Below are 23,084 nucleotides of genomic sequence, written 5' to 3'. Positions count from 1 at the left end.
CGCGGGTCAGCGGGCGCTGCTGCGGTGGACGTACTCGACGAGACGGGTCAGGGCGTCGGGGTCCATGGTCGGCATGACCCCGTGGCCCAGGTTGAAGATGTGGCCCTCCAGACCGGCCGCGGCGTCCAGCACCTCCTGCGCCTTGGCCTCCACGACGGAGGTGGGGGCGTAGAGCACGGCGGGGTCGAGGTTGCCCTGGAGCGCCTTGCCGGGGCCGACGCGGCGGGCGGCCTCGTCGAGCGGGACCCGCCAGTCGACCCCGACGACGTCCGCGCCGGCCTCGCCCATGAGGCCGAGCAGTTCGCCGGTGCCGACGCCGAAGTGGATGCGCGGGACGCCGTACGGGGCGACGGCGTCGAAGACCTTCGCGGAGGCGGACAGCACCGAGCGGCGGTAGTCGGCGGGGGCGAGCGCGCCGACCCAGGAGTCGAAGAGCTGCACGGCGCTCGCGCCGGCCTCGATCTGGACCTTGAGGAACGCTCCGGTGATCTCCGCGAGCCGGTCGAGGAGGTCGGCCCAGAGCTCCGGGTCGCCGTACATCATGGCCTTGGTGTGCTCGTGGTTGCGGGAGGGCCCGCCCTCCACGAGGTAGCTCGCGAGGGTGAACGGGGCGCCCGCGAAACCGATCAGCGGGGTGGCGCCCAGTTCGGCGGTGAGCATGCCGATGGCCTCGGTGACGTACGGGACGTCCTCGGGGCTGAGGTCGCGCAGCCGGGCGAGGTCGGCGCGGGTGCGGATCGGCTCGGCGATGACGGGGCCGACGCCGGGCTTGATGTCCAGGTCGACGCCGATGGCCTTGAGCGGGACGACGATGTCGCTGAAGTAGATCGCGGCGTCCACCTTGTGGCGGCGCACGGGCTGCAGGGTGATCTCGGCGATGAGGTCCGGGATCGTGCAGGAGTCCAGCATCGGGATGCCCTCGCGCACCTTGAGGTACTCGGGGAGCGAGCGCCCCGCCTGGCGCATGAACCAGACCGGCGTGTGCGGCACGGGTTCGCGGCGGCACGCCTTCAGGAACACCGAGTCGTGGGGGGCGGAGGTCGTCGTCTGCTGGCCCGAGGGGCGGTCAATGGCGCTCACGTACAGAATCTTCGCATGTACGCGCAATGAGCCCGCCGCCGCACGGGTGTCCTTCCGGACGCGGGGCTCCGGTTCCGCCTACTCTTCCCCGCATGGCTGCGGCTCAGGGACACTTCTCCGAACAATCCGACGGCGCCGGCGAGCAGAGCGGCGCGGAGGGTGGATCCGTCCCGCCCGCGTTCCGTGCGGCGGTGGACGCCCTGCGCACGGCGCGGCTCCGCCCCGAGCTGGAGGTGGAGCCGACGCGTCCGCCGAAACGGCTGGCGCCGTTCGCGTACGCGCTGGAGGCGGCGGTCGTCGACGGCGAGGACGACCTCGCGGACGGGCGGCTGGTGCTGCTGCACGATCCGGCCGGGCACGACGCCTGGCAGGGCGCCTTCCGGCTGGTGACGCTGGTGCGCGCGGAGCTGGAGCCGGAGATGGCCTCCGATCCGCTGCTGCCGGAGGTGTGCTGGTCCTGGCTGACCGGTGCGCTGGAGGCGCGCGGGCTGTCGTACGGCGAGGCCGGCGGCACGGTCACGCGGGCGGGCTCGCACTACTTCGGCGCGCTGGAGACCCGGCGCCCGGCGACGCAGATCGAGATCCGGGCGTCCTGGACGCCGCGCGAGGGCCGGGGCGGGGTGCCGGACACGGGGGCGCATCTGATGGCGTGGGGCGATCTGCTGTGCCAGATCGCCGGGCTGCCGCCGTCGGGTCCGGTGGACGCGGCCGTGGTGACGCTGCCGCAGCGGCGCGGCCCGCAGGCGCCGTAGCGGTCCGGATCGCCGGGTTCGCGATCCGCCGGCGGGGCCGTGTGTGCCGTCGGCGGACCGTGTGACGCTCTGTCACGTCACCCCGTCCCACCAGCGGTGTTCTTTTCGTACAATCGATCGCGCGTCCTATTTGCCCGAATTGTTACTCACCAAATCGTGATCTTCCCCTAAAGGAGCAGGGGTCCCCTGCCGAAGGAGTCAATGACCCTTCAAGCACGGTTCGCCCCGGCTTCATCCCCGAGCCGGCCGTCCCGCCACTCCCCCAGGAGGCCTGGTGTCCGTTCTCCTAGAGCAGCCCGCAAGCCTGGTCGCCTACCGCCCGAACAAGCCGACGGCCATGGTCGTCGTGGCCGACCCGCGCGTCCGTTCCACCGTCACCCGCCATCTGTGGGCCCTCGGAGTACGTGACGTCATCGAGGCGTCGTCCATCGCGGAGGCCCGTCCCCGCGTCGGCAACCCGCGCGACATCTGCGTTGCCGACGTCCATCTGCCCGACGGTTCCGGGCTGACCCTGCTGTCCGAAACCCGAGCCGCCGGCTGGCCCAACGGCCTCGCCCTCTCGGCCGCCGACGACATCGGCGCCGTGCGCAACGCCCTCGCGGGCGGTGTCAAGGGCTATGTCGTCACCGGCACCCGTACCAACATCGGCCACCCCGCCCGCCCCGGTGTCGCCCCCATCGGCGCCACCGCCGCCCGTATGCACCGCCGGCCCCCCGGCACCCCGAGCCACCCGGGCGGCTACCGGGAACTCTCCGGCCGCGAGGTGGAGGTCCTGCGCCTCGTCGCCGAGGGCCAGTCCAACAAGGCCATCGGTGTCTCCATGGGGCTCTCCGCCCTGACCGTCAAGAGCCACCTCGCCCGCATCGCCCGCAAGCTCGGCACCGGCGACCGGGCCGGCATGGTCGCCGTCGCCCTGCGCACGGGCATCATCCACTGACCCCGGCCCCCGGGCCACGAGTCCATCCGCCCCGACGACACCGCACCCCCGCCAGCCCGCGGCCATGCGGATCCGGCCGGAATACATGCATCGGCGCCCGTCAACGGATCATTCCGTCGACGGGCGCCGCACATCCCCGGATACCCTTGACACGTGACCGACGCCCAAGAGACCGCAGCAGACAGTTCACTGCGAACCACCGGGGGCGCCCCCCCGGACGACGTCGCCCCGGCGCCGATCCCCTTGCTCGAACCTCGCGAGGGCATTCCGCCGGTGGTGGCCACCGACGACGCCCTGGCCGGGGTGATCGCGGCCTTCGCCGCGGGCTCCGGCCCGGTGGCCGTGGACGCCGAGCGCGCCTCGGGCTACCGCTACGGTCAGCGCGCCTACCTGGTGCAACTGCGCCGCGACGGGGCGGGCAGCGCCCTGGTCGACCCCGTCGGCTGCCCCGACCTGTCCGGGCTCGGCGAGGCCCTGCACGGCACCGAATGGATCCTGCACGCGGCCACCCAGGACCTGCCCTGTCTGCGCGAGATAGGGATGACCCCGACCGGCCTCTTCGACACCGAGCTGGCCGGACGGCTCGCCGGGTTCCCCCGGGTCGGCCTCGGCGCCATGGTCGAGAGCGTCCTCGGCTACTCCCTGGAGAAGGGCCATTCGGCGGTCGACTGGTCGACCCGTCCGCTGCCCGACCCCTGGCTGCGCTACGCGGCACTCGACGTCGAACTGCTCATCGATCTGCGCAACGCGCTGGAGGAGGAGCTCGACCGCCAGGGCAAGCTGGAATGGGCGCGGGAGGAGTTCGCGGCCATCGCCTCCGCGCCGCCCGCTCCCCCGCGCCAGGACCCGTGGCGCCGCACCTCCGGGATGCACAAGGTCCGCCGCCGCCGGCAGATGGCCGTGGTCCGCGAGCTGTGGAACCTGCGCGACCAGGTCGCCCGGCGCCGCGACATCTCGCCCGGCAAGGTCCTCGGCGACGCCGCGATCGTGGAGGCCGCGCTCGCGCTGCCGTCCAGCACCCACGCCCTGACCGCGCTGCCCGGCTTCGGCCACCGCATGGGCCGGCGCCAGCTGGAGCAGTGGCAGGGCGCCGTGGACCGGGCCAAGGCGCTGCCGGACACGGAGCTTCCGCAGCCCGGCCAGTCACTGGCCGGTCCGCCGCCGCCCCGGGCCTGGGCGGAGAAGGACCCGGCGGCCGCCGCCCGGCTGTCGGCCGCCCGCGCCGCCGTCTCCGAGCTGGCCGAGCGGCTGCACATGCCGCAGGAGAACCTGATCACTCCGGACACCGTGCGCCGGGTGTGCTGGGAGCCGCCGAAGCGACTGACGCCCGAGACCGTCGAGGACGCGCTCGCCGGACACGGCGCGCGGCACTGGCAGATCGAACAGGTGGCCCCGCTCCTGGTCCGCGCGCTCGCTGCGGAGGGCTGAGCGCGCCCGGGCGGATGCGCCGTCAGGGTCGTATTCACGCCAGGTTCGCGTGGTGTCCGCCCAGCGGACGCACCGGGCCCGGACCGTTCTCTCCCCGAGGCGGTCCGGGCCCTTTCGCGCATCCGGCCGGACGGCGCACGGCCCGTTTCCCGTGTGTGACCTTCGCCGCTCCCGGCGCAGGGACTGGGCAGTCTGGTTACCCGCTAGTAGCATGTGAGGGCGGCGCGCCTTCGGGCGTGCCTCGCAGCAGTGCCATCCCGCACCCTGGAGGAGAGCCATCGTGCCTCGTACCATCCGGGACGTCGTCTTCGTCGACGGCGTCCGCACCCCGTTCGGCAAGGCGGGCCCGAAGGGCATCTACCACGAGACCCGAGCCGACGATCTCGTCGTGAAGGCCATCCGGGAGCTGCTGCGACGCAACCCGGACCTGGACCCCAAGAAGATCGACGAGGTCGCCATCGCCGCGACCACCCAGATCGGTGACCAGGGCCTCACCCTCGGCCGCACCGCCGGGATCCTCGCCGGACTGCCGCAGTCGGTCCCGGGCTACTCCATCGACCGCATGTGCGCGGGCGCGCTGACCGCCGTGACCTCGACGGCCGGCTCCATCGCCTTCGGCGCGTACGACGTCGTCGTCGCCGGCGGTGTCGAGCACATGGGCCGCCACCCGATGGGCGAGGGCGTGGACCCGAACCCGCGCTTCGTGTCGGAGAAGCTGGTCGACGAGTCCGCGCTGTTCATGGGCATGACCGCGGAGAACCTCCACGACCGCTACCCCACGATCACCAAGGAGCGGGCGGACGCCTACGCGGTGCGCTCGCAGGAGAAGGCCGCCAAGGCGTACGCCAACGGCACGATCCAGCAGGACCTGGTGCCGGTCTCCGTGCGCCGCACCAACGCGGAGGCCGGTGAGACGGGCTGGGGCCTGGTCACCGCCGACGAGCCGATGCGTCCGGGCACCACGATGGAGTCCCTGGCGAACCTGAAGACCCCCTTCCGCGCCCACGGCCGCGTTACGGCCGGCAACGCGGCGGGGCTCAACGACGGGGCCACCGCCTCCCTGCTCGCCGCCGAGGACGTCGCCCGCGAGCTGGGCCTCCCGGTCAAGATGCGCCTGGTCTCCTACGCCTTCGCCGGCGTGGAGCCGGAGGTCATGGGCTACGGCCCGATCCCGGCCACCGAGAAGGCCCTCGCCAAGGCCGGCCTGTCCATCTCGGACATCGGCCTCTTCGAGATCAACGAGGCCTTCGCCGTGCAGGTGCTGGCCTTCCTGGAGCACTACGGCATCGCCGACGACGACGCCCGTGTCAACCAGTACGGCGGCGCGATCGCCTACGGTCACCCGCTGGCCTCCTCCGGCGTCCGGCTGATGACCCAGCTGGCCCGCCAGTTCGAGGAGCAGCCGCAGGTCCGCTACGGCCTGACGACGATGTGCGTCGGCTTCGGCATGGGCGCCACCGTCATCTGGGAGAACCCGCACTTCGAGAACGCCGGAGGCGACAAGTGAGCACCACCGCCGAGCTGCTGAAGGGGGCGGCCGAGCTGTTCCCCGGCGAGGTCGTCACCCAGGCGCACGTACGCCACCTGGACCTCCCGGCCGGTGCGGGCCGCTTCGCCCTCATCACGCTGGACAACGGCCTGGACCACACCAAGCCGACCACCTTCGGACCGCAGTCGCTGGCGAATCTGAACGCCGCGATCGACCAGGTCGAGAAGGAGGCCGCCGAGGGCGCGATCACCGGCGTCGGCATCACCGGCAAGCCGTTCATCTTCGCGGTCGGCGCCGACCTCAAGGGCGTCGAGCTGCTGAAGGAGCACAAGGACGCGCTGGCCATCGGCAAGGGCGGCCACGACGTCTTCCGCCGGCTGTCCGGCCTGGCCGTGCCGACCTTCGCGTACTACAACGGCGCGGCCATGGGCGGCGGCGTCGAGGTCGGTCTGCACTGCTCGTACCGCACCGTCTCCAAGGCGCTGCCGGCGTTCTCGCTGCCCGAGGTCTTCCTCGGTCTGGTCCCCGGCTGGGGCGGCTGCGCCCTGCTGCCGAACCTGATCGGCGCCGACCGCGCGGTCTCGGTGATCATCGAGAACTCGCTGAACCAGAACCGCCAGCTCAAGGGCAAGCAGGTCTACGAGCTGGGCATCGCCGACGCCCTGTTCGAGGGCGCGGACTTCCTGGAGCGGTCCCTGGTCTGGACCGCCGACGTGCTCAACGGCACCGTCACGGTGGAGCGTCCCGAGGTCGACCGCGGGGATGCCTGGGACCAGGCCGTCGCCCGGGGCCGGGCCATCGCGGACGCCAAGGTGCACGGCGCCGCCCCGGCCGCGTACCGCGCGCTGGAGATCATCGCCGCGGCCAAGGACGGCGACCTGTCCGCCGGCTTCGACCGCGAGGACCAGGCCCTGGCGGACCTGATCATGGGCGGCGAGCTGCGCTCGGGGATCTACTCCTTCAACCTGGTCCAGAAGCGCGCCAAGCGCCCGGCCGGCGCCCCGGACAAGAACCTGGCGCGCCCGGTCACCAAGGTCGGCGTGGTGGGCGCGGGCCTGATGGCCAGCCAGCTCGCCCTGCTGTTCCTGCGCCGCCTGGAGGTGCCGGTCGTCCTGACCGACATCGACCAGGAGCGCGTCGACAAGGGCGTGGGCTACGTCCACGCCGAGATCGAGAAGCTGCTCGGCAAGGGCCGCATCAACCAGGACAAGGCCAACCGCCTGAAGGCCCTGGTCTCCGGTGTGCTGGACAAGGCGGAGGGCTTCTCCGACGCCGACTTCATCATCGAGGCCGTCTTCGAGGAGATCGGCGTCAAGCAGCAGGTGTTCGCCGAGGTCGAGGCCGTCGCCCCGGCGCACGCGATCCTCGCCACCAACACCTCCTCCCTCTCGGTCACCGAGATGGCGTCCAAGCTCCAGCACCCCGAGCGGGTCGTCGGCTTCCACTTCTTCAACCCCGTCGCGATCCTCCCCCTCCTGGAGATCGTCCGCGGCGAGCAGACCGACGACGCCTCGCTGGCCACCGCCTTCGGTGTCGCCCGCAAGCTCAAGAAGACCGCCGTCCTGGTCAAGGACGCCCCGGCGTTCGTCGTCAACCGCATCCTCACCCGCTTCATGGGCGAGATCCAGAACGTCATCGACGAGGGCACCCCCGTCGAGGTCGCCGAGAGGGCCATCGACCCCCTCGGCCTCCCGATGTCCCCCCTGATCCTCCTGGAGCTGGTCGGCCCGGCCATCGGCCTGCACGTCTCCGAGACCCTGCACCGGGCCTTCCCGGACCGCTTCACCGTCTCCGAGAACCTGGCCGCCGTCGTCAAGGCCGGCAAGCGCGGCTTCTACGTCTACGACTCCGGCAAGCCGGAGCTGGACCCCGAGGTCGCCGCCCTCCTCAAGCAGGGCGATTCCGTCCTCACCGAGGAGCAGGTCCGCGACCGGGTCCTGGACGCCGTCGCCCAGGAGATCGGCCTGATGCTCGACGAGGGCGTCGTCGCCGAGCCCCAGGACATCGACCTCTGCCTCATCACCGGCGCCGGCTGGCCCTTCCACCTGGGCGGCATCACGCCGTACCTGGACCGCGAGGGCGTCTCCGAGCGGGTGAACGGCAAGAAGTTCCTGGAGCGGGGCGTGGCGAGCGTTCCGGCGTAACGCCGCCTTTGGCACCACGACGAGGGCCGTACGGGATCTTCCCGTACGGCCCTCGTCGTGGTCGAGACAGGTCCTAGTGGACGGCGTCCTCCTGGACGAATTCCTTCAGCCAGGCGCGGAAGTCCGGGCCGAGGTCGTCCCGTTCGCAGGCGAGGCGGACGACGGCGCGGAGGTAGTCGCCGCGGTCGCCGGTGTCGTAGCGGCGGCCGTCGAAGACGACGGCGTGGACGGGGCCGCCGAGGGTCGGGTCGAGGGCGAGCCGGCGCAGGGCGTCGGTGAGCTGGATCTCGCCGCCGCGGCCGGGCGGGGTGTCGCGGAGGACGGCGAAGATCCGCGGGTCGAGGACGTAGCGGCCGATGACGGCGAAAGTGCTGGGCGCGGTGCCCGGTTCGGGCTTCTCGACGAGGTCGGTGACGGCCAGGACGTCGTCGTCCTCGCCGGCCGGCGGGGTCACGGCGGCGCAGCCGTACAGGTGGGTGCGGTCGTCGGGGACCTCCATGAGGGCGACGACGCTGCCGCCGTGCCGTTCCTGGATCTCCAGCATCCGGGCGAGCAGCGGGTCGCGCTCGTCGATGAGGTCGTCGCCGAGGAGCACGGCGAACGGGGCGTCGCCGACGTGCGGTTCGGCGCACAGGACGGCGTGGCCCAGACCGAGCGGGTCTCCCTGGCGTACGTAGTGGACGTCGGCCAGGTCGCTCGATTCGCGGACCTGGCCGAGCCGGCCGAGGTCGCCCTTCAGCTCCAGCAGGTGCTCCAGCTCGTAGGCGCGGTCGAAGTGGTCCTCCAGGGCCCGCTTGTTGCGTCCGGTGACCATGAGGACGTCGTCGAGTCCGCTGCGCACGGCCTCCGCGACCACGTACTCGATGGCGGGCCGGTCCACGACGGGGAGCATTTCCTTGGGCGTCGCCTTGGTCGCGGGGAGGAAGCGGGTGCCGAGGCCCGCGGCCGGGATGACGGCCTTGCGGGCGCGGCGGTGGTGCGTGGGCATGAACGCGTGTACTCCGGAGGCGTCGGGATCAGGACTTGTCGGGGCTGACGGTGAAGGAGAGTTCGTTGCCCGGGGTGTAGAAGGGCCGTCCGCGCGAGGGCCCCTGGGTCGGGTGGTGCCAGCGCTGGGTGGGGTAGACGTCGATCCGCTTGCGTTCCAGGAGGTCGTCGAAGAAGCGTGCCAGCCGGATGCGCGGCAGGCCCGGTTCGCGTTCCAGGCACAGGTCCCAGTCGTCGTGGCCGCCCGAGGAGGCGGCGACCACGCCGGCGAACGGCAGATGCGCCTCGAAGGAGCGCTCGTATCCCACGGAGACCTGGCCGGAGACGGTGCTCGCGGCGCTCCCCTTGCGCGGTACGGCCGTCAGCCGCAGCCCGTTCGTGTCGGCGCCGGGCGGCAGGATCAGGGTGCCGCGCACGAGCCAGCCGTCGGGTCCGACGACGACGGACCCCACTTCGGCGTGTTCGGCGCGGTGCCGGACGAAGACCGAGAGGTGGCCGTCGGCGGTGCGGTAGGGGAAGGGCCAGTACGCGGGGCCCTCCGGCGGGATGCGGCGGACCAGCAGGCCGCCGGTGTGGACGTTCTCCACCGCGAGCGGCCGGCGCCCGCCGTCCGGCAGCTCCAGATCGATGTCGTACCGGCCCTCGGCGAGGAACGCCGGTTCCGCCGGGACCGCGTACACCGCCCGCAGCGTCCCCGTCGTCTCGTCCACCTGCGTGCCGAGCGCCGTCAGCCGGGCCAGCGGGCTGTCGGCCTTGCGCGGGGTGACGCACAGCGCGGGGGTCTCGGTGCCGGGGTGCAGCACGGCGGCGACCTCGATGGCCCCGTCGCCGCGCACCAGCACCGTGGCCGGGATGCCGGAGGGGACGGCGGCCGGGGCGGTGGCGGTCCGCTCCTTCGGGACCGAGGCCGCGACGTCGCGCAGGAACGTGTCGTAGCGGAAGGCGATGCGCTCCGCGCTGAAGAGCGGGGCCGTCGCGTAGGCGCCCTGGGACAGCTTCTCCCGCTCGGCGGGCTGCTCGATGAGGTAGCGCATCGCCCGGGCCATGGCGTCCTCGTCGCCGAGGGGGACCAGGATGCCGTTGTGGCCGGGCACGACGATCTCCCCGGGCCCGAAGGGCGCGTCGGCCGCGAGCACCGGAAGCCCGTGGTGCATGGCCTCCACCAGCGTCAGGCCGAAGGACTCGCGCCGGGCGGCGCTCACGGCGAACGCGGCCTTGTCCCACTCGGCGGTGAGGTCGGGCAGCGCCCCCATCAGGCGGACGGCGTCGCTCAGTCCGTGCGCGTGCACGAGGTCCTGGAGGTTCGCCTGCTCGGGCCCCCGGCCGTAGATGCGCAGCCGCCACTGCGGGTGGTGGGGGGCGACCTGGGCGAAGGCGTTGATCAGGGTGTCGAAGCCCTTGAGCGGTACGAGCCGTCCGGCGGCAGCGATCAGGGGCAGGCCGCGCACGGGGGTGTGCCGGACCGGCGGCGGCACGATGTTCCCGATGGCGGCGAGCGGGGGCGCCTGTGCGCCCAGCTGTCGCTGGTAGTTGTTCATGTCGGCCTGGGTGAGGCAGACGACGCCGTCCATCTCGCGGTACAGCTCCAGCGTGCGCTCGCGCAGTTCCTGCGAGGGCACCATCGAGCTCTCGTGGTCGATGACCACGCGCCCGTAGCCGTGCCGCCCGTGGGCGAGGAAGTACGCGGCGAATCCCGGCCGGGCGGCGATGACCACATCGGCGCCGGTGGTGCCGAGGTGGCCGAGGATCAGATCGTCGACCTCCTGGGTGTACTGCTTGGCCCAGCCGTCCTCCTTCGGCATGATCCGGGACGGCCTGCCGCCCGTGTCCTTCGCCGCGCCCTCGCGCCGGTCGACCAGGTAGCGCAGCGCCACCGCGGCGGACGGCGCGAAGGAGGGCCGGTCCGCCGTGCGGAAGACCGAGACGATCTCGACCTCGTGGTGGACCGCGAGCGCGGAGGCCAGACTGCTGGTCGCCCGGGGTACCCCGCCGAAGTTGTCGATGCTGTGGAGCAGGAAGGAGATCCGCACAACTGTCCTCTGGGATGCTCGGGGTTCTGGGAACCGCTGTCAGTGATGCTCGGTCACCACGAGCGAGAGTTCGTTGTCCGCGGTGAAGTAGGGGCGCAGTCCGACGACGGCGCGGCCGACGTCGGGGCCGAACAGGTCGACGGGTTCCTCCCGCACGAGCTCCGGGAAGCGCTGCACGTCGCGCCGGACCACCTGGTCGTCCGCGATGCGCCCGACCCGGACGGGCGCCCCGCCGCTGCCGTCCGTGAGCAGGACGTCCCAGTTCTCGCGGAGCAGCAGCCGGGCCCGCATGGCCGCGTCCATGCGCAGCTCCGCGCCGAACCAGCCGCCGTCGAAGCGGACCCGTCCGGCGGCCAGCGTGCAGGCGGGCTCCTGGCGCCGGCGCAGGAGCAGCAGCGGTTCCTCGCCGATCCGCCACTGCCCCTGGAGCCAGCCGGTGAGCCACAGGCTCGTGTCGCCGTACTCGACGGTGACCAGTTCGGCGTGGCTCGGCCGGGACCAGACGCGCAGACGCAGATAGCCGCCCTCGGTCGCGTACGGCAGGACCCAGTGGAAGTGCTCCAGCTCGCCGAGGTGTCCGACGTCGCGGGCACCGCCGAGGGTGCACCGCCCGTAGCGCAGCCGGCGCTCCCGGCCCTTGCCGTCCACGGCGTAGATGTCGGCGCGGCCCTCACCGAGCCCGGCCAGCGCGCGGACGTCGAGGCGGGCCCGGGTGCCCCCGCCCTCGACCGGGACGTCGACGACCTCCTGGCGGCCCTTGCCCTGCTCCTTGACGCGGACGGTGCGCACCGAGGACACGCCGCGCAGGGTCAGCTCCCACAGTCCGTTCGGGAGGATCCGGCAGTCGGCGGTGGGGCGGGGGCGTTCCTCGGCGGGGGCTCCGCCGGCCGCCCGCCGGCGCTGGCCCCACCGGCCGCGCACCCCGGCCCTGACCGCAGTGAACAGATCGTCGTAGGCGTCCCCGACCTGCTCCGTGGAGGCGGAGCGGGCGAGGTGGAGGGCGTGTCCCCGGTGCACGGCGCGCAGCTGCTCGTCGGCCATGTAGCGCTCCAAGGCGCGGGTCGTGGCGTCGACGTCCCCGGCCGGGACGAGCAGGCCGCCGCCCTGGCCGTCCCCGAGGACCTCGACGGGGCCGTGGGGCACGTCCGTGGCGACGACGGGGGTGGCCTGGGCGAGTGCCTCCAGCGCGGGGCGCGCGCTGTCCTGGCGCTCGGCGGTCACCAGGGCGATGTCGGCGTCGTAGAAGTCCTCCTCGCCTGCCTCCCGGTCGAAGAGCAGGACCCGGTCGTGGAGTCCCAGCGCGGTGACCAGTTCCCGTGTCTCGCGGCGCAGCGGTCCGGTGCCGAAGACCCTCAGCTGCCAGCCGGGCTGGGTCTCGTGGGTGCGGGCGAAGGCGTGGAGCGCCAGGTCCACCCTGCGGTGCGAGACCAGCCGCCCCGCGCTGACGACCACGCCCGTCGTCGTCTTCTCGGGGCTCTCGGCGAGCAGGACGGGCTCGGGGATGTGGCGCACCTCGACGCCGGCCGCGGCGAGTTCCTTGTACGCGGGGGCCGCTGCGTCGCTCCGGGTGAGCGGGACGACCGCGTCCAGTTCGCGGTAGAGCTCGGTCCAGCGGTCGCGCACCGATTCCGGGAACCGTTCGACCGGGACGGGCTGGCGGGCGATGCGCCGGGCGTGCGGGGTGCGGCACTGGGCCAGGGCGGCGCCGAGCGCGGAGCTGAGCGCGATGACCACCTCGGCGCCGCTGTCCGCGAGGTGTTTGCGGATCCGGCCGTCGTCGGCCCGGTTGTAGCGCCGGAACTCGGGGTCGCCGGCGATGACCAGCTCGGAGGTGTCGTCGTCGTCCCGGTCGCCGGGCGCGACCCCGGGGGCGAGGGCGACGACGTCGATGTGCTCGGGGAGCCGGAGCGCCGGGTGGGCGGCCTGGGCACCGCGCACGGCGACGACGGTGACCCGGTGGCCGGTGGCGAGGGTCTGGGCGAGACGGGCGGCCGCCCGCGCGCCGGCGGAGTCGGTGGCCATGGTGTGGGCCAGGATCTCGATGTTCATGGGCTCAGGCCGCCGTCTTCTCGTACGGGCTCGGCACCGGGTAGAAGGCTTCCAGGAACCGGTGGAGCAGTTCGCTCTGGTGCTCGATCTCGGCGGGGTCGCTGGCCGAGTCGTTGAGGCAGAAGGTGTCCCGGTCCCGGCGCAGCAGCAGGAGTTCCAGCTTGTGCTCCAGCTCGGGGTCGTCCAGCGCGAAGTAGCCGTACCGCAGGTCGCCGGGGAGGCTGCAGCCCGAGTAGTAGCCGTAGTAGTGGTGCAGCGAGGAGGCGATGGACAGGTCGGTGATGCTGCGCACGGGGCTGGCGGAGGTGCCCCGGTGCTCCTCGGGGAAGTCGCGTTCGATCGCGGCGAGGACGTCCCGGTTGAGGGCGTACGGCACGTGCTTCATCTTCTGGACGAGGGTGCGGCCGAACCGCTGCTGGATGAGCCGGCGGTTGTTCTTGGCGGCGACCGAGGTGGGCACCTCGTCCGGCTCCGGCGGGCCGTAGGGGACCTGGGCCGGGGAGGGGAAGAACTTGGAGATGCCGTTCGGGTGGAAGAAGGCCGAGGGCGTGAGGGTGCGGCCGATGAACATGTCGTCGTTGAAGTAGACGAAGTGGCGGGAGAGTCCGGGGATGTGGTGGAGCCGGGACTCGATCGCGTGGCTGTTGAAGGTGGGCAGGTGGGAGGGGTCGTCGAAGATCTCCCGGTGGTCCACCACGCGGGCCCGGCCGTCGCCCGGGGCCCACCAGTGCGGGGTCTGCTGGTCGGTGACGATGTAGATGTTGCGCACCCACGGCATGAACATCCGCACCGAGCGCAGGCTGTACTTCAGCTCGTCCCGGGAGACGTAGCGGGCCAGGCTGGCCGCCTCCGCGTGGAAGACCTCGCCGCGGCTCTCGGCGCGGCGGCGCTGCCACTCCGGGTCGTCGCCGTCCACCCAGGTGTAGACGACGTCGATCGGGAAGGGGTGCTCGTCGGGGAAGAGGATGTCCAGTTCGGGCCGGGTGCGCGTGGGGCGCAGCCGGGGCGCCTCGGCGCCGTGGGCCCGGCCGACGAGCCGGGTCATCTGCTCCCCGGGGACGACGAGCTGCGGATGGTCCAGGGTGACGTACTCGCTGGCCCGGTTGCGGCGGGGCGCGACGAGGCGGTCGACCCCCTGGCCGGGGACGCTCTCGGCGGGCTCCCAGAACTCGACGTCGCAGCCGGTGTCGGCGCCGTGGGTCAGGTGGCCCTCCTGGGTGGTGCGGAACCAGAAGGCGCGTACGACGTTCAGGCCGCTCGCCCGCTCCCAGGTCTTCTCCGCGCCGCCCTCCCACGCCCCGTCCCCGGGGGCCATTCCGGCCTTGGGCCGGGCGAGGTAGCCCTTGCTGCCCGACAGCAGGGCGCGCAGTGCCGCCAGGGCCTGCGGGCGCAGCCGCGCGTCGACGCCGACGGCGGACGCGGTGTCGTCCATGCCCGGTACGGCGAACCAGTCGATCCGCGCGGCTTCGAGGGCGCGGCGGACCTCCAGGTTGTTCAGCTCGCGCGCGGACAGCGGGGTGAGCCGGTCGTGCACGAGCGCGACACGCTTGTGCATGTCCACGATGACCTGCCGCTCGGTGCGGCCCCTGCGCAGCTGTGCGGGCTCCGGGCGGGGGCCGGTGCCCGCGGGGGTCCCGCCGGCCGCTTCTCGACCGGAGATGTCAAACACGCGGTTCACTTTCGTTGCGAGGGATGGATGGCGCGAAAAGAGGAAACGTTTCCTCAGTGGCTGATGCCGGCCTGCGAGGAACGAATCGGCAGACTCGCGTTGCGGTACTCGTCCGAGTCCACGCGTTCGAAGCGGCTGGGCACCGGGAAGTACGCGTCGAGGAAGTCCCGGACCATGCGCTCCTGCGCCTCGGGGTCGGGGTGTTCGACGGTGTCGTTGAGACAGAAGGTGTCGAAGTTCCGGTGCGCGAGCAGGCTGTTCAGCCGGCGCCGGGCCTGGTCGGCGGCGAGGTCGATGTACTGGTAGCGCACATTGCCGGTGGTCGCGCGGCCGGTGTGGAAGCCGTAGTAGTGGTGCAGGGACGAGGCGATCGGCACGTCCTCGGGCGAGCGGAAGCGGGAGAACTGCGTACGGCGGTGCTCCTCGGCGTACACCAGTTCAATGTCGGCGAGCACGCTGCGCCGCAGCGCGTGCGGGGTGTGCTTCATCTTCTGCGCGATACGGGTGCCGAAGGACCGCTCGATCAGGGACCGGCTGTTCTTGCCCGCGGCGTTGACGGGCAGGTCGTCCGGGCCCGAGGGGCCGGTGGGCACCAGCGCCTTGGACTGGAAGAACTTGCTCAGCCCGTTGGCGTGGAAGAAGTGTCCCGGCGTGAGCGGACGACCGAAGAACACGTCGTCGTTCAGGTACAGGAACTGCTCGGACAGGCCGTCGATGTGGTGGAGCTGGCTCTCGATGGCATGCGAGTTGAACGTGGGGAGCGCCTCGGGGTCGGAGAAGATCTCCCGGTGGTCCACGACCCGGAGACCGGGAACGTCCGTGTCGAGCCAAGCGGGCTGCTGCCCGGCCGTGACCAGGTAGATGTTGCGCACCCAGGGCGCGTACTGGTGCAGGGAGCGCAGCGAGTAGCGCAGCTCGTCGCGGCTGGTGAAGCGGGCGTCGTTCGCCGCCTGGGCGTGGAGACCGGGGGCCGGCGATCCGGCCCGCCCGGAGCGGGCGGCGTCCCGCTCGGCGGCCCACGCCGGATCCTTGTCGTCGACCCAGGTGTAGACGACGTCCACGGGGAAGAGGTGGTCGTCCGGGAGCGGCTGGGTGAACTCCGGCAGGGTGTGCGTCACCCCCGTGGTGTAGGCGCCGGGGACCAGGGCGAACAGCGCCTGCGGCGCCACGGGCCGCGCCGTGCCGGCCGGGACCAGGTCCACCACCCGGTTGGGGCGGGGCGCCTCGTACTGCCCGTTCCGCTCCGTCCAGAACTCCAGGTCGCACCCCTGCTCGGCGCCGAAGACGAGGTGCTGGGTGGGGTCGGTGACGTACCAGGCGACGCGCAGCACGTCGTGCTTGCGCAGGGAGCGCCAGGAGCGGTCCTCCTCGCCGGGGCGCATGTCCGCCTCCGTGCCGGTGGCCGTGCCGACGTAGCCGGGGGTCTGGTCGAAGGCGATCCGGAGCATCTCGGTCGCCGCCTCGCGCAGCGCCACGGGGACGGCCACCGTCGGGACGTCCTTCGTACCGCCCCGGACGCAGAAGTACTCGACTCCCCCGGCCTCCAGCGCGGCGACGAGGATGTGCAGATTGCGGGCGCGGGCGGCCCAGGCGGTCGCGCCCTCCACCAGCAGCGCGCGCATGTGCCGGCCCTTGACCCGCACCACGCGGCGGGAGGCGGCGGCGCTGTGACGGGCGGCGTTGCGGCGCCCGCCCATCGCCCAGACGACCGTAGCGGACCGGATGGCGTCGACGGAGGTGAACGAGGACTTCACGGCGGAACGCAGCGGGGCCGGAACCTTGCGGACGATGCCCTTGCGCGCCCCGGCCGGCATCACGGCCCGATACGCCGAAACCAGCGATCCCGCCTCCGGATTACCGGAACCGACCACGAGGCATCCACCGTCCACGCCACTGCGGTCCAACGCCCGCCGACGGGCGGTGTCGCCCCCGTCTGACGGACGGTACGAGACCGAAACCTGTCATCCCCTTCAAACCGTCCCCCGGGACGGCCGCCCCCGCGCATCGGCGAGCGAGTCACAGAACCTTCACATAAAGAGCCGGTCAACGTCCAGTCAAAAAAGGGGACATAAGGGGCAAATGCTCGTGACGAATCCCACGATGCCTCTGTACAACCTTTTACAACTTCACCGGAGCATCACATGAACGCGTGGTGAACCGGTGCCGTCGGAACCCTCCGGCACCGCCCGCTCACAGCCGCTGCCAGTGCGGCGAGAGCGTGAGACCCGGTCCCGGTTCCTGACGGGCCACGGCGACCGAACCGTCGCGGCCGCATATCGCCACGACGACACGGCCCCGGCCGTCCAGGGCGAGCGCGGGGTCGCCCGCACACGGAGCGGCGGTGTCCGACCACCAGACGCCGTCCTGCTCGGCCTCGGTGCCGCAGACCCCGATCAGCAGGGTGCCGCCCGCGCCGCGCTGCGCCAGAACCGTGCAGTCGTAGCCGTCCAGCGGGGCCCGCAGCGCCACGACGGCGCCGTCCCCGGGCTGTCCGCCCACCGGCACGGGCCAGGTGCCCGGCCGGTAGCAGACGACCCCCGCCCGGTTCACATCGGTCCAGTAGTACGTGAGCCGCTCCGGCGCCGTCTCCAGCGCCGTCACCGAACCCTCCAGCGCGTGGAACTGCACGGGCGGGGCGATCACCGGCGGGCCCTCCGGCTCGTTCTGCCGCCACTGCTGCACCCCGCGCTCCCCGGGCGCGAAGACCTCGACCAGCCCGCCCGAGGTCGTCGAGGCCACGAGGTCGGCGGAGAGCCCGGCGCCCTTGAGGTCCGTCCAGCCCGACCATTTGCCGCCCTTGCCCTCGCGGCGCATCTGGAGGCCCCCGCCCGCGTTGCGCACGAAAACGAAGACCACGCCCTGCGGGGTGACGACACCCGCGGGCCGGCCCACGAGCCGGCCCTTGCGCCGGTCCGCGTAGACGTTGCCGAGGGAGCGCCACTCGGTGACGGGGCGGCCGGTCTGGTACTGGATGGCGTGCACGAAGTCGACGCCCGGACCGTCGTCGCCACCGCCGCGTTCGCGGCGGCCGAGGAAGTGGACATAGGTGTCGGCGCCCTGGACGACAGTCAGGTCGGTCAGGCCCGCGATCTCGACGACGTCCGGACCCTGCCACGCGTCGCCGCCCGGGGCCCGCTGCGTCCAGCGCAGCAGCCCGCCGTCGGTGAGGGCGTAGACGGTCAGCCTGCCGTCCTTGCCCAGCGTCATCCAGCGTCCGCGCGGCGTACCGCGCACCTCGTGGCGCCCGGTCACCCGGCCCGGCGCAGGGGCACTGCCCGCGGAGCCCGATCCTCTTCTCCGCATGGCCCGCAACGCCCTCTCCGCTTCCCCGGTTCTTCGGTCCGCCCTCACTCGGGCGACGACATCATATGCTCAGCGCCCACCCGCCCCAGCAGGCAGGAGGCCGTCCGCCGGGGCCCGCGGGCGATCCACGGCCGCCGGGCGGGCGGGGGCCCGGACGGAGCGGATCCGGGCGGTCCCGCGGGGCACCCCCCGGACCAAAACACCCATTCGAACGATTCTCTGTTCTATAGTGCACGCTCAGCCCTGCACATACGGACCGGCCCCACCCCCCACCCGAGTCCCACGCACTCCACAGCCCTCCGAGGCCAAGAGATTTGAGGACTCCACCACGATGAGTCACGACCCCACGCCCCAGGACACCCCCGAAGGCCGTCCGGCGTCTCATGGCGGCGGACGGAAGCGCAAGGACGGCCGCCGCAAGCGCCGCCGGGGACTGAAGATCACCCTCGGCGTGCTGCTCGTCCTCGTCATCGCCGCCGGCGGCACCGTCTACTGGCTCTACAGCCAGCTGGACGGGAACATCAAGGGCGTCGACATCGACAAGGCGCTCGGTGAGGACCGGCCCGAGAAGCTGCCGACCAGCGGGCAGAACCTGCTGGTGCTGGGGTCGGACTCGCGCGCGGGCGCCGAGAACAAGGAGCTGGGCGGGGGCGGGGGCGTGAGCGGCGCGCGGTCGGACACCGCGCTGGTCGTGCACATCCCCGAGGGGCGGAGCAGGGCCGTCGCCATCTCGATCCCGCGTGACACGCTGGTCACCCGGCCCGAGTGCACCAAGGCCGACGGGACGAAGGTGCCCTCGGCGGAGCGGCGGATGTTCAACTCGGTGTATTCGCAGGTCGGGCCGGCCTGTGTGGTGAAGACGGTCGAGAAGATGTCGGGTGTGCGCATCGACCACTACCTGGAGATCAACTTCGCCGGGTTCAAGGGGCTCGTCGACGCGATCGGCGGGGTCACCGTCGACGTCCCGCAGGACATCCACGACACCTCGACCGGGCTCGACGTGAAGGCCGGTCCCCAGAAGCTCGACGGCACGGACTCCCTCAAGTACGTCCGGACCCGGCACGGCATCGGTGACGGAAGCGACCTCGGCCGCATCACGCTCCAGCAGCAGTTCCTGTTCGCGCTGCTCAGCGAGGTGAAGAAGCAGGACCTGCTGGGCAGCCCGACCAGCGCCTACAAGATCGCCAACTCGGCGACCAAGTCGCTGACCACCGACGAGGGCCTGTCCTCGCTCACGTCGCTGACGCGGTTCGCGCGGTCCATGAACGGGGTCGACCCCGAGACCATGGAGACGATCATGCTGCCCGTCGCGTACGACACGATCGACCGGAACCGCGTGGTGGCCGCGCAGCCGCAGGCCGACACGCTCTGGAAGGCGATCCGCGAGGACAGCGCCATCCCCGAGTCCGCCAAGAAGTCCCCCGCCACGGGCGGCTGACGGGCCGGCACCCGCACGACGACGAGCGGCCCCGCCGGCCCACCCGGCCCGCGGGGCCGCTCGTGTCGTCAGCGGCCCCGGCGCGCCCGGCTGTGTCCGCGCCCGTAGGCGAAGTAGACGACCACGCCGATGACCATCCAGATGCCGAACCGCAGCCAGGTCTCCGCCGGCAGGTTGAGCATCAGCCAGACCGAGGCGGCCACCGACAGCAGCGGGAGCACCGGGACCCAGGGGGTGCGGAAGGCGCGGTGCAGGTCGGGGCGGGTGCGCCGCAGGACGATGACCCCGAGGGCGACCACGACGAAGGCGAAGAGGGTGCCGATGTTCACCAGCGTCGCCAGTTCGTCGATGCTGGTGAAACCGGCCACGATCGCGATCACCACGCCCAGCAGGATGGTCGGGCGGTACGGGGTGCGGAAGCGGGGGTGCGTCTTGGAGAAGAAGCGCGGGAGCAGCCCGTCGCGGCTCATCGCGAAGAACACCCGGGTCTGGCCCAGCAGCAGGATCATGCAGACCGTGGTGAGGCCGACGGCGGCGCCGAAGCTGATGACGCCCGCGTAGAAGGGGTGGCCGACGGCCTTGAAGGCGTCGGCGAGCGGGGCGCTCACGGACAGTTCGGTGTAGTGCTCCATTCCGGTGACCACGAGGGAGACGGCCACGTAGAGCGCGGTGCAGATGAAGAGCGAGGCCATGATCCCGCGCGGCATGTCGCGCTGCGGGAGCCGGGTCTCCTCGGCGGCCGTGGCGACCACGTCGAAGCCGATGAAGGCGAAGAAGACGATGGAGGCGGCCGTGAAGATGCCCATGACGCCGAAGTTCGTCGGCGCGTAGCCGAAGATCAGCTGGACGAGCGGGGCGGTCAGCCCCGATCCGGCGGACTGCGGCTCGGCCTCCGGGATGAACGGGGAGTAGTTGTCGGTGTCGATGAAGAAGGACCCGGCGATGATCACGATCAGGACCACCGCGACCTTGATCGCCACCACCACCGTCGTGACGCGGGCGGAGAGCTTCATCCCGAGGACCAGGACGACGGTGAGGACGAGGACCAGCGCGGTGGCGAGGATGTCGAAGCCGAAACCATTCGCCACATCGGTTCCGGAGAGCACGTCCGGCAGGTGCCAGCCCGCGTTGTCCAGCAGCGAGCGGACGTAGCCGGACCAGCCGACGGCCACCACCGCCGTGCCCAGCGCGAACTCCAGGACGAGGTCCCAGCCGATGATCCAGGCGACCAGTTCGCCGAGGGAGGCGTACGAGAAGGTGTACGCGGATCCCGCCACCGGGACCGTGGAGGCGAACTCCGCGTAGCAGAGGGCGGCCAGTCCGCAGGCGACGCCCGCGACGACGAAGGCGAGGGCGGTGGCGGGGCCCGCCGTCTCCTTGGCCACCTTGCCGGTGAGCACGAAGATGCCGGTGCCGATGATGACGCCGACCCCGAAGACCGTGAGGTCCAGCGCCGACAGGGACTTCCTGAGGGCGTGCTCCGGCTCCTCGGTGTCACGGATGGACTGCTCGACCGTCTTGGTCCGGAACAGGCCGTTTCCGCCCGGGGGCAGGTCCTGCTGGGTGCTCACCGGCGTACCTCCACGCACTCGTCGTGCACGCCATGATTCGGACCCGGGGGCCGCCCTCCGCCGGGCGACGCCGGAGGCGGCGGGATTTCACGCGAAGGGGCCGACCGCATCACCCGTGCGGGTGAGCGGCCGGCCCCAGGAGCCGTACGGACGTACGGCCGTACGGATCAGTCGCGGACCTGCTCCACGACGGAGCTCTCGGTCCGGCCCGCGCCGAAGCGGCCGTCGAGCTTGGCGACCAGACCCGTGACCTGACGGGCGATGTCCGGCGCGGTCAGTCCGATCTCGGCCATGACCTCCTTGCGGGAGGCGTGGTCGAGGAAGACCGGCGGAATGCCGAAGTCGCGCAGCGGTACGTCGACGTCGGCGTCGCGCAGCGCCTGGGCGACGGCGGAGCCGACACCGCCGGCTCTGCTGTTGTCCTCGACGGTGACGACGACGCGGTGCTTCGCGGCGAGCGGGGCCATGGCCGCGTCCACCGGCTTGACCCAGCGCGGGTCCACGACGGTGGTCGAGATGCCCTGGGCGTCGAGCAGACCGGCGATCTCCAGGCACATCGGGGCGAGCGCGCCGATGGAGACCAGCAGCACGTCCGGCCGCGCGGCGCCGGACTCGCGCAGCACGTCCATCCCTCCGACCGTGCCCACGGCCTTGACCGAGGGGCCGACCGCGCCCTTGGAGAAGCGGACGACCGTCGGGGCGTCGTCGACCGCGACGGCCTCGCGCAGCTGGGCGCGGACCTGGTCGGCGTCGCGCGGGGCGGCGATCCGCAGTCCGGGGACGACCTGGAGGATCGACATGTCCCACATGCCGTTGTGGGAGGCGCCGTCCGTCCCGGTGATCCCGGCCCGGTCCAGGACGAAGGTCACTCCGCACTTGTGCAGGGCGACGTCCATGAGGACCTGGTCGAAGGCGCGGTTGAGGAAGGTGGCGTACACCGCGAAGACCGGGTGCAGACCGCCGGTGGCGAGCCCGGCGGCGGAGACCGCGCCGTGCTGCTCGGCGATGCCGACGTCGTAGATCCGGTCCGGGAACGCCTTCTCGAACGCGGTCAGACCGACCGGCTGGAGCATGGCCGCGGTGATCGCGACGACGTCCTCGCGCTCGTGGCCGAGCCGGACCATCTCCTCGCCGAAGACGGAGGTCCAGTCGAGACCGGCGGTGGCGACGGGCAGACCGGTGTCGGGGTGGATCTTGCCGACGGCGTGGAAGCGGTCGGCCTCGTCCTGGAGGGCCGGGGTGTAACCGCGCCCCTTCTCCGTGAGGCAGTGCACGATGACCGGGCCGCCGAAGCGCTTGGCACGCTGGAGCGCGGACTCCAGGGCCTCCAGGTCGTGGCCGTCGATCGGGCCCACGTACTTGAGCCCCAGGTCCTCGAACATGCCCTGCGGGGCGATGAAGTCCTTGAGGCCCTTCTTCGCGCCGTGCAGCGTCTCGTAGAGCGGCCTGCCGACGACGGGGGTGCGCTCCAGGAGGTCCTTGCCGCGGGCCAGGAAGCGTTCGTAGCCGTCGGTGGTGCGCAGGGTGGCGAGGTGGTTGGCCAGGCCGCCGATGGTGGGGGCGTAGGAGCGCTCGTTGTCGTTGACGACGATGACGAGCGGGCGGTCCTTGGCGGCGGCGATGTTGTTCAGCGCCTCCCAGGCCATGCCTCCGGTGAGCGCCCCGTCACCGATGACCGCGACGACGTGGTCGTCCTTGCCCAGCACCTCGTTGGCCTTGGCCAGGCCGTCGGCCCAGCCGAGGACGGTCGAGGCGTGCGAGTTCTCGATGACGTCGTGCTCGGACTCGGCGCGGGAGGGGTAGCCGGAGAGGCCGCCCTTGCTCTTGAGCTTCGAGAAGTCCTGGCGGCCGGTGAGCAGCTTGTGCACATAGCTCTGGTGGCCGGTGTCGAAGAGGACCTTGTCCTTCGGCGAGTCGAAGACCCGGTGCAGGGCGATGGTCAGCTCGACCACGCCGAGGTTGGGTCCGAGGTGGCCGCCGGTCTTGGAGACGGCGTCGACGAGGAAGGTCCGGATCTCTTCGGCGAGCTGCTCCAGCTGCTCGGGGGTGAGCCGGTCCAGGTCACGCGGTCCGCCGATGCGGGTCAGCAGATCCCATCCGTCGCCCACCACCGCCCGTGCCTGACGCGCTTCGCGCGGCTGTGTCACCGTGCCTCCTTGCGATTGTGCTGGTCGAGCCTTGCCGATCCGATGAGTCTAATGTTCCGC

At 72.1% G+C, this 23,084-nt stretch carries 15 protein-coding genes; 6 read left to right on the top strand and 9 right to left on the bottom strand.

Translation table 11 applies throughout. The features are described from left to right. Window positions 1-6: 6 nt before the first annotated feature. Complete coding sequence (gene hemE / locus ACWCXC_RS11795; RefSeq protein ID WP_450888340.1) at window positions 7-1,080, bottom strand: uroporphyrinogen decarboxylase; 1,074 nt, start codon at window positions 1,078-1,080, stop codon at window positions 7-9. 92 nt (window positions 1,081-1,172) lie between these two features. Between hemE and ACWCXC_RS11790 the strand changes: the two genes are divergently transcribed. The 5 genes from ACWCXC_RS11790 to ACWCXC_RS11770 all read left to right on the top strand — a co-directional run bounded on the left by ACWCXC_RS11790 (window position 1,173) and on the right by ACWCXC_RS11770 (window position 7,830). Next, the gene (locus tag ACWCXC_RS11790; RefSeq protein WP_450683707.1) at window positions 1,173-1,832 is read left to right on the top strand and encodes a DUF3000 domain-containing protein; all 660 of its coding nucleotides are present in this window, start codon (window positions 1,173-1,175) and stop codon (window positions 1,830-1,832) included. A 274-nt stretch (window positions 1,833-2,106) separates the two neighbouring features. Next, a complete protein-coding gene (locus ACWCXC_RS11785) occupies window positions 2,107-2,769 on the top strand; it encodes a helix-turn-helix transcriptional regulator (RefSeq protein WP_018100712.1) in 663 nt (220 codons plus the stop codon). A gap of 153 nt (window positions 2,770-2,922) precedes the next feature. Beyond that, window positions 2,923-4,197, top strand: a complete 1,275-nt coding sequence (locus tag ACWCXC_RS11780; RefSeq protein WP_450683708.1) for an HRDC domain-containing protein — start codon at window positions 2,923-2,925, stop codon at window positions 4,195-4,197. 280 nt (window positions 4,198-4,477) lie between these two features. Continuing rightward, on the top strand, window positions 4,478-5,704 hold the full coding sequence (locus ACWCXC_RS11775) for a thiolase family protein (RefSeq protein ID WP_385108348.1): 1,227 nt from the start codon (window positions 4,478-4,480) through the stop codon (window positions 5,702-5,704). After that, a complete protein-coding gene (locus ACWCXC_RS11770; RefSeq protein ID WP_450683709.1) occupies window positions 5,701-7,830 on the top strand; it encodes a 3-hydroxyacyl-CoA dehydrogenase NAD-binding domain-containing protein in 2,130 nt (709 codons plus the stop codon). The genes ACWCXC_RS11775 and ACWCXC_RS11770 overlap by 4 nt, the downstream gene beginning before the upstream one ends. 73 nt (window positions 7,831-7,903) lie before the next feature. On the opposite strand, the gene ACWCXC_RS11765 is transcribed toward ACWCXC_RS11770, so the two are convergent. The 6 genes from ACWCXC_RS11765 to ACWCXC_RS11740 form a co-directional block, all read right to left on the bottom strand. After that, the gene (locus tag ACWCXC_RS11765) at window positions 7,904-8,818 is read right to left on the bottom strand and encodes a UTP--glucose-1-phosphate uridylyltransferase (RefSeq protein WP_450888336.1); all 915 of its coding nucleotides are present in this window, start codon (window positions 8,816-8,818) and stop codon (window positions 7,904-7,906) included. A 28-nt stretch (window positions 8,819-8,846) separates the two neighbouring features. Further along, window positions 8,847-10,847: a glycosyltransferase gene (locus ACWCXC_RS11760; protein WP_450888334.1), complete on the bottom strand. Its 2,001-nt coding sequence runs from the start codon at window positions 10,845-10,847 to the stop codon at window positions 8,847-8,849. A 39-nt stretch (window positions 10,848-10,886) separates the two neighbouring features. Continuing rightward, entirely contained in the window at window positions 10,887-12,896 is a 2,010-nt protein-coding gene (locus ACWCXC_RS11755; protein WP_450683712.1) for a glycosyltransferase, read from the bottom strand. Between the two features lie 4 nt (window positions 12,897-12,900). After that, complete coding sequence (locus ACWCXC_RS11750) at window positions 12,901-14,565, bottom strand: stealth family protein (RefSeq protein WP_450683713.1); 1,665 nt, start codon at window positions 14,563-14,565, stop codon at window positions 12,901-12,903. A 53-nt stretch (window positions 14,566-14,618) separates the two neighbouring features. Continuing rightward, window positions 14,619-16,379 (bottom strand): stealth family protein, encoded by a 1,761-nt coding sequence (locus ACWCXC_RS11745; RefSeq protein WP_450888332.1) that lies wholly within the window; start codon window positions 16,377-16,379, stop codon window positions 14,619-14,621. Window positions 16,380-16,755: 376 nt separating this feature from the next. Continuing rightward, window positions 16,756-17,868 carry a hypothetical protein gene (locus ACWCXC_RS11740; RefSeq protein ID WP_450888330.1) on the bottom strand — a complete coding sequence of 371 codons (1,113 nt, stop codon included), beginning with the start codon at window positions 17,866-17,868 and terminating at the stop codon, window positions 16,756-16,758. Window positions 17,869-18,199: 331 nt separating this feature from the next. Here ACWCXC_RS11740 and ACWCXC_RS11735 point away from each other — a divergent pair, with 331 nt between their 5' ends. After that, complete coding sequence (locus ACWCXC_RS11735; protein WP_450683716.1) at window positions 18,200-19,306, top strand: LCP family protein; 1,107 nt, start codon at window positions 18,200-18,202, stop codon at window positions 19,304-19,306. A 68-nt stretch (window positions 19,307-19,374) separates the two neighbouring features. Here ACWCXC_RS11735 and ACWCXC_RS11730 read toward each other — a convergent pair whose 3' ends face one another. Together ACWCXC_RS11730 and dxs are read right to left on the bottom strand one after the other, a co-directional pair. Further along, window positions 19,375-20,877 (bottom strand): amino acid permease, encoded by a 1,503-nt coding sequence (locus ACWCXC_RS11730; protein ID WP_450888327.1) that lies wholly within the window; start codon window positions 20,875-20,877, stop codon window positions 19,375-19,377. 167 nt (window positions 20,878-21,044) lie between these two features. After that, the gene (dxs, locus tag ACWCXC_RS11725) at window positions 21,045-22,967 is read right to left on the bottom strand and encodes a 1-deoxy-D-xylulose-5-phosphate synthase (protein ID WP_450683738.1); all 1,923 of its coding nucleotides are present in this window, start codon (window positions 22,965-22,967) and stop codon (window positions 21,045-21,047) included. Window positions 22,968-23,084 lie beyond the last annotated feature (117 nt).

The sequence above is a fragment of the Streptomyces sp. NPDC001515 genome (assembly GCF_053597115.1).
The sequence above is the reverse complement of the archived record's forward strand: the minus strand, read 5'-3'. Positions and strand labels throughout refer to the sequence as shown.

Coding starts and splice junctions, on each gene's coding strand:
- ACWCXC_RS11790 (WP_450683707.1), top strand. CDS start 1,173: ATGGCTGCGGCTCAGGGACACTTCTCCGAACAATCCGACGGCGCCGGC.
- ACWCXC_RS11765 (WP_450888336.1), bottom strand. CDS start 8,818: ATGCCCACGCACCACCGCCGCGCCCGCAAGGCCGTCATCCCGGCCGCG.
- ACWCXC_RS11755 (WP_450683712.1), bottom strand. CDS start 12,896: ATGAACATCGAGATCCTGGCCCACACCATGGCCACCGACTCCGCCGGC.
- ACWCXC_RS11745 (WP_450888332.1), bottom strand. CDS start 16,379: ATGCCGGCCGGGGCGCGCAAGGGCATCGTCCGCAAGGTTCCGGCCCCG.
- ACWCXC_RS11740 (WP_450888330.1), bottom strand. CDS start 17,868: ATGCGGAGAAGAGGATCGGGCTCCGCGGGCAGTGCCCCTGCGCCGGGC.
- ACWCXC_RS11735 (WP_450683716.1), top strand. CDS start 18,200: ATGAGTCACGACCCCACGCCCCAGGACACCCCCGAAGGCCGTCCGGCG.